The organism is Fodinibius sp. (assembly GCF_041642155.1).
In the GTDB taxonomy this organism is placed as follows: domain Bacteria; phylum Bacteroidota; class Rhodothermia; order Balneolales; family Balneolaceae; genus Fodinibius.
Map to the genome: position 1 here is coordinate 1 of NZ_JBEPWZ010000136.1, position 7,552 is coordinate 7,552.

3 protein-coding genes and 1 pseudogene are annotated in these 7,552 nt (G+C 49.8%); all 4 read right to left on the bottom strand.

The window, feature by feature from the left end; translation table 11 throughout:
* A partial coding sequence (locus tag ACESLU_RS09015; protein WP_372638155.1) for a SusC/RagA family TonB-linked outer membrane protein occupies positions 1-2,338 on the bottom strand: 2,338 nt, incomplete at its 3' end.
* 670 nt (positions 2,339-3,008) lie between these two features.
* Positions 3,009-5,666 carry a c-type cytochrome gene (locus ACESLU_RS09020; RefSeq protein WP_372638158.1) on the bottom strand — a complete coding sequence of 886 codons (2,658 nt, stop codon included), beginning with the start codon at positions 5,664-5,666 and terminating at the stop codon, positions 3,009-3,011.
* A gap of 261 nt (positions 5,667-5,927) precedes the next feature.
* Entirely contained in the window at positions 5,928-6,635 is a 708-nt protein-coding gene (locus ACESLU_RS09025; protein WP_372638161.1) for a DUF1080 domain-containing protein, read from the bottom strand.
* A gap of 234 nt (positions 6,636-6,869) precedes the next feature.
* A pseudogene (locus tag ACESLU_RS09030) lies at positions 6,870-7,552 on the bottom strand (hypothetical protein); the annotation flags it as partial.

The window sequence follows — 7,552 nt, forward strand, 5'->3', positions numbered from 1 at the left end:
AACCAAGAGAAAATTCCAGACCTTTATTTTCAACTTCTCCAATATTGGTAAAGGTAGTTTGGAAACCAGCGACTACGGGGATTTCGGTGGGCAGCAGCATATCATTGGTAATCTTACGGTAAGCCTCAGCCGTAAAATTCAGTCGATTATTCAAAAGAGCTAAATCCATTCCAATATTTATCTGGTTAGATTGCTCCCATCCCAAATTTGCATTGGCAAAAGAACTTAAAATCTGCCCGTTTACGAACTCACCACCCAGTATATAGTTTGCCTGATTCATAGTAGACAAACTCCGATAGTTTCCGATACTGTTGTTGCCGGTCACCCCCCAGCTTCCTCGTAATTTTAAATCCGACAACCATTCATAATCAGACATAAAAGCTTCTTCAGAAAGCCTCCAACCCAGAGAAACAGCAGGGAAATATCCCCATTTATTGTTAGAACCAAATCTCGAACTTCCTTCGCGACGGAATGTTGCAGATAAAAGATACTTGTCATGTAAATTGTAATTTAGCCGTGCAAAATAAGCCAGTAAGCTCCAGGTGGTTTCTGTTGAACCTGCTTCTTTCCTTGTAGCAGCATCCAGAAACCGTACAATGTCATTTGGAAATTCATCTCCTGAAGCTGAAAGCCCCTGCACCGTTTCTTCCTGTGCAGAAAAGCCGCCCATCAGGGTCAAATCATGATTTCCCAGATTCATAGTGTAGGTTAAAAGCTGATCAGTAGCATAGTTATAGACCTCCGTATCCCATTCATTTAGATACGATTCTCTCGGAGGCGGATTATTAAACCCTCTGCCTGCCAAATAAGATGGACGAAATTCCTTTTGGCTTCGATTCTCGATACTGGCATTTATCGACGACTTGAATTCCAAATTCTCCAAAATTTTAAATTCCAGGTATCCGTTGGTCATTAAATTGCCGGTGTTGCGATTTCTATCCATCTCAGTCAGATCCATTACCGGGTTGGCAATACCAAAGACCCCATCACGGCCACCTATGTAAGCATTATAGCTTCCATCTTCATTATAGACGGGTTCTCTGGGATCTGCCCACAATGCAGAACCAATAATCGCATCCCGCCCGGTAGTAGGGGCATACTGCTCTCTTGAAAAAGATCCTGCCAGATTCCATCCCATGGTAATATTATCATGGAGATCACCGGTAATATTCGCCCGCACATTAAACCGTTCGAACCCAGTCTCTATGACAGCTCCCTTTTGATTTAAATACCCGACAGATACAAAAGATCTTACGGGTCCCCCCCCTGCTCCAACCGACATATTATACTTCTGAAAAGATGCATTTTGATTCAAAATATGATCCAACCAGTTCGTAGAATACTGAGTTTCTTCCGGATAACGATAATTCTCCGGCACCTCATCAATACTCGGCTCTCGATTCTCAAAATAACGGATTTGATCCATATAGGCCTCTTTTTTTAAACGTGCGAATTCAACTCCGCCCATCATTTCCGTTCTTCTTGAGTTTGGTATATTCTGAACGCCTGAAGTTGCATTAAAAGAAATATCTACCTCATTCTGGTCAGCAGACTTGGTCGTAATTAATATTACGCCATTCGATCCTCTTGCACCATAAATGGCGGTAGATGAGGCGTCTTTTAATACAGATATACTTTCAATGTTAGACGGATCTATATTTTGACCTGCTGAAGTCCCTACAGGAAAACCATCAACCACGAAGAGCGGTTCGCTGCCTGCACCGAGTGAGCTTATCCCCCGTATATTCACCTGTAATTCCTCACCGGGCGTACCTGACGTTTGCTTCGCCACCAATCCCGGAGCTTGTCCCTGCATGAGGTTAGTTAAATTTGAGACCGAGCGATCTCCGAGGCTTTCCATATCCACCTCTGCAACAGCAGACGTTATATCTGCTTTTCTTTGGGATCCATATCCCATTACTACTAATTCTTCACCAGCAATTGCTTCTATTTGTAAGCTTACATCAATTGTTGAGCGTCCCTGCAACAGCACCTCCTGAGTCTGATAACCAATAAACGAAAATATCAATGTATCCTGCAGGGAAGGTACAGTCATCTCAAAAGCACCCTCGCTGTCTGTGGAAGTACCCGTAGTGGTTCCTTTAACCATCACATTCACGCCCGGCAGGGGCGTCCCATCCTGGGCATCCGTAACGGTTCCGGTTACGGTCTCTTGCTGTAGCAAGTGTTCAAGAGATACTGTCGCTCCCTTTTTGTCCAATTCCGAACTGGCAAACAGAGTATGTTCGGTGCTTTGCCCATTTGTTTCACCAATAAATGCTACCTGCACTATAATTATTGCAGCCAACATCCGCCATACATATCGTCGTCGTTTCATAAGCCCGTTTTCCCTTTGCTTTTTCTTGTATTGTGATTCTTTACTATTCCCTAAGGCCGATTATAATTAAACTATCGGATTGCTGTACCACAGGTTCGTTTAATATTTTTGATAATGCTTCGCGCAAAATGCCAAGATTGGTACTTTTGATAGATCCCGACAGAACCCTTCGTTTTACAGCTGCTGTTGACAGCTGCTGTTGTGCATTTTAACTTCCATATCATAAGAGACACCAATTGTTTACATCTACTCTTTTTTTCTTTGGGCATAACCTTATTTTTTCCCGGGAGGCTGAATATGCCGGATTTACCAGGAATAAATTCCAATATTCTTCAAAGAGGAGTAAGAAACTCTCTGGCCGTATTTTTCAAATCATTATTAGAAGAATTTGCCAACCTTGCGGTGCCACGTATTTGCCAACCAGCGGGTTAGCATTTTTTCCCTAGTACATAGGTGATATTCTATATTTTTTGCATCAGACCCTTAATCCGCAAGATTTGTAACAGGAGGCCCGGCATAAGCAAAAGCTTCTTTTTATTTCCAATAGATTGCGACCTCCCAATAAAAAACCCCTGCCTGATCCACCTCATATTGAGTCAATGGATAGCAGACAGAGGCTTCAGGGGACAAGGCAAACGATGCGCTAACCTACTGGCTTTTTCTTTTCCTTTTACTCTTCCTCTTCCCCCTCCGTTTGCTCGAACATCTCATCTTCCTGGTCGCCGCCTGATTTCAGGTAGGCCACCAGATCCCGCAATTCCTCCGCACTGAGGGTATTAACCAAGCCCGGAGGCATCTGGGATACCTCCGACGGTTCAACCGAAACAACCTCATCCCGGGGAATGATCGCGGGCGCCGCCTCGGGATCCCGGGGATATACCTTCACATACTCTTCCTCCTCTACCACCAGTCCCGACACCGTATCCCCGTCTTCCAGTTCGACCACCGAACTGTTGTACTGGCTTGAGATCACCGCGCTGGGGGTGATAATATCCTCCAGCAGTCCCTGTGTGGACAAATTACTGCCCACAGTGGTAAGATCCGGGCCGATAGCGCCCCCGTAGCCATCGAACTGGTGACAGGTGGCGCAGCTTGTCGCAAAAAAGGCGTTGCGTCCCTGTTCAAAACTCCGATCCTCAAGATGGCCTTCCACCTCCTCCACGGCTTCCTCCACGGTCCAGTCGCGGCCCGGGCCATCAGGAGCGGTAATCTCAAAGGATGGTTCCTGGGCCAGGCTCTGGGCGGTAAGATCTTCCACCGCTTCCCGCTCCTCTTCGGAGGCATTCACCAGGGCCTCATCCCGCACGCGTTCCAGGAATCCGGTATAACTGGCTCCCCCCATGGCGTCGGCGGCATTATTGATAAAAGAAAAATATGCGCGCCGCTGATCGATGGTCCACCCGTCGCTCATATTCCGCAGCATGAACGCGTATTCGAGCTTGTCCGTGGGAGGAGGATTGTCAATCATATCCTGGATGGTGCCGCCATAATTTTCATTTCGCGCCAGAAGGCCGCCCCAGTCCGGCGTCTCCGGGGATTCCTCTTCCTGCATCAACGCCAGCGCCTTATCGATCACGCGGGCATCTTCCAGATAAACAAGCAGCCGCACCAGTTCAACATTCACCCGGTCATCCTTATAGGGCAGCAACTGCTGCAGGGTATCCGTAATCCGGGGACGGAGGTCTTCACCGGGATCACCGAGACGCATAAAGATAAGCGACATCGCCCTCAGGTACCCCAGTTTCTGGTCCGGCGGCAGGCTTACCAGGTCCAGATCAAGCAGGGCATTGACGGCCTCGTCCCGATACTCTTCCGCCCCGGCTCTTGCAAGAGCCACGACGCCTGTTATCTTGGCCTGGGAGTTTTCCTCGTCGAATATTTTCTCGGCCCATGAGTCCGCGGGCTGTGCCTCAAGGGCCACGCGGGCGGCGTGACGCAGAAACCGATCGTCATCATCCAGGTACGGCCAGGCCGCCTCTACGGCTTTGGGATCCTGCCGCCCGTGAAACGCCTCCAGTTTATGACGCTCTGCACGCGCCGCCTCCGCTTCCGGGTCATCGACCGGCTCCGCTTCCACCGTGGATTCATCTCCTGTATAAACGACCCGGTAAAGCTTCGACTCCTTATCCCTTCCCCCCGTCAGAAAGTACATCGCCCCGTCCTGACCGATAACGGCATCGGTCAGGGGCAGGGGACTGCCGGACAGAAACTCTTCGGCTTCGGCCGTGTAGCTGGCCCCCTCAGGTGTCAGGTGAAAGGCATACATTGTTCCAAACGTCCAGTCGAGCCCGAATAACGCCCGCTGGTAGCGCGCCGGAAATTCGGCTCTCGTTCCAAACAGTACGCCGGTGGGCGAACCCGGACCTACATTAAATACCGGCGGCAAGCTGTCCTCAAAATACTGCTTCCATTTTCCGCTTCCGCTGCGCCAGCCGTAGTCGCTGCCGCTAACCGCATGCAGGATTCTTGTAGGGCGATACCAGGGCATGCCCATATCCCATTCCATGTCGGAATCGTAGGTAAACAGCTCCCCGTCCTGGTTCATGGCCGCATCATAGGTATTGCGATAACCGATGCTTATCATCTCCCACTGGCTGGCATCGGGATTGATTCGAGCAATATACCCGCCCGGCGCCATAATACCGCGGGCATGTCCCCGCGCATCCCACTGTCGCGGCAGCAGAATATCCTCCTCCCAGTTTGTTATGCGGCTGGAGGTAAAATCGGGAGGAAGGGTATGGTTCCCGTTCACCACATACAGCTCTTCCTGATTCTCCGTAAGGAAAATAGCGTGATTGCCATGTTCACCCCGGCCCTGCGGTCCCCCGAGATACTCTAGAATATTATACTGGTCGTTGTTCTGGGTGTCTCTCAACCGGAAAATCCCTTTGCCGCTTACGTTGGCATACAGGTGGTCAAACGCCCACTCCAGACCCTGGGCGCCCGAGGCAGGCATGATTATTTTTTCCACGTCCACCTCCGGCTTTTCCAGACTATCCCCCACCGTTATGCGGTACATCCCCTTTTCCTGCTGATCCGAGACAATCAGACGTCCCTCGGGATCAACCGTCAATCCCACCCAGGAACCCTGCTCTTCCCGGGGCACCTCATAAATCAGCTGGGCCTCAAAGCCCGGGAGCGTTTGAATCTCATCGGTGGTATCTTGATTCTCTTCGGTTGTATCCAGGCTCACAGGCAAATTACTCGTGCCGACAGGCACCAACGTCGCTTCTGCGGGAACGGAAAATTCGTAGGCAACCATAAGCATGGATACCATTAGCACTATGAAAAAGGGACCCGTTCCCATTTGAGTTTTATCTGTGTTCATTCTTTTTGTATTCATTTAACATTCAGTTGCATTGTTTAATTAACTCCTGTGACTGCGTTTTCAATAGTCCCTGGCATATTATTTCCTGCCCTGTTTTTCTGCCCGGCAGCGGACTTCTTATCCCGGATTATTTAAATTTCAGGTAGATTGCAGCCCCTTCCCGCTTGCCTGTCCCAGGCGCATTCGAGGGGAGGGACTCTCCCGATTATGCTGATACTCTTTCTTGCTTCGCCAGCTGCACAAGGCATCGATAATCTGTCTCTAAAATTCTCTAAACCGGAAATTTCGAAACTCCACTTTCATGGGAGGACCCTGATGAATCTGTACGCCCAACCATCCTTCCATGGCTCTGCTATTGCCATCATCTATGGCGACGCTCATGACCTGTCCGTTAAGCATATGGATGAGCGTCTTACCGCGAACAATCAGATGGTACTCATTCCAGCCGTCGTTAACAACCGCTGCGAGTTCCTCTTCTTCTCCAACGGAACCGATCTCCCTGGGTTTGTCATCTTCGCCCACATGCGTTATCTGTCCCCGCAACGCCAGGAATTCGCGTCCCCGCTCCTCATACAGCTGACCGCTCCACTGATTCGGGCCATCGGCATCGGCCTGGTAGCCTTTTAACGCATGCGGTATGCCGTCTACCTTCTCGCTCCGGTAATTGATGCCGCTGTTCCCTTCCGCCGATACCCGGTACTCTACTTTCAGCTCAAAATCATCCACCTTTTCCTTCCATATGAAAAAGGTATTTACATCCAGCAGGTTGCCTTGCGTCACTTCCCCGATCAGCTTCCCGTCTTCAAAGCGCCAGTAGTCGCGGTCTCCCTCCCAGTTGTCAAAGGTTTCCCGGGTTAAAATTTGTTCGAATCCCGCATCCTCATCTTCCGGGGGTTCCGGAAACTGGGCATGCAGCGGGGACGTAAGAATAAATAGCGTTCCGAATACGGTTAAGAAAAAATGTTTCATGGGTATATTAGTTGACTATTTCGTTGGTTGCGGTCTGGTAATGCTGTATAAGATAGTATCCGATTAACGGTTTAAAACAAAGTAAAAAATCGCTGTAATAAACATCCTACAATAGCATCTGCCTCTCCGGTGGTTAGCTTACGTAGCCGCTGCCGTTTGTCACGTGGGACCCTCCCAAAAAGGCGGAGAGGGATAAAAAAAACGTGCATAAGTTCTCAGCTGCATAATACACGATTAAAGATTAAGATCGGGATTCCCCGGCCCAAAGTGCTTCAGCATCACAATGGGGTCGGACGCGGAGTGGTTGACAATCTCCACTCCTTCCAAGGCGGCCTGTTCACTCACAAAATATTCATCGTGGGTAAGCTGACCGAAACGAATCAGCGAGGGCGTTTCAACCTTCCACTCGCCCATGGTACCGTATCCCTGCATCATGATCATGCCATAGGCCGCTGCGTCTTTGATCGTCACGGATTGTCCCGGCAAAACCGTCAGTTCTTTCGCACTGAAAGCCTCCGATTTATAACAGATCCATTTTTCGATGTAGCCTTCGGCTTTCATCTGCTCTACCGGCTCCACGGGCACCGGCTCCATGAAACATTTTTCCTGCAGGTTCCCATCCACATTCAGCTCCCAGTCCAGTACTTCTATCAGAAAATCATAATCGCCCACCCGGTCTTCGGGCGTATCTTTCCAGAGCAGCTCCTCCGGGACAATGGCATCTCCCACCAGCGACTGGTACATGGCAAAAACGTCGGAGGCTTTCTGCGGCTCGTAGGTGCAGAGACTGCCCGGAGCGTGAAGCAGTCCGGGGGGGACATCCCAGCCGGTACCCGGCTGCAGGCGCTGGGCACTGGAGAGATTGGTAATCTTGTTATCGCCCTCGGTAAAATTCATCAGGCACTCCAGCAGCTGTT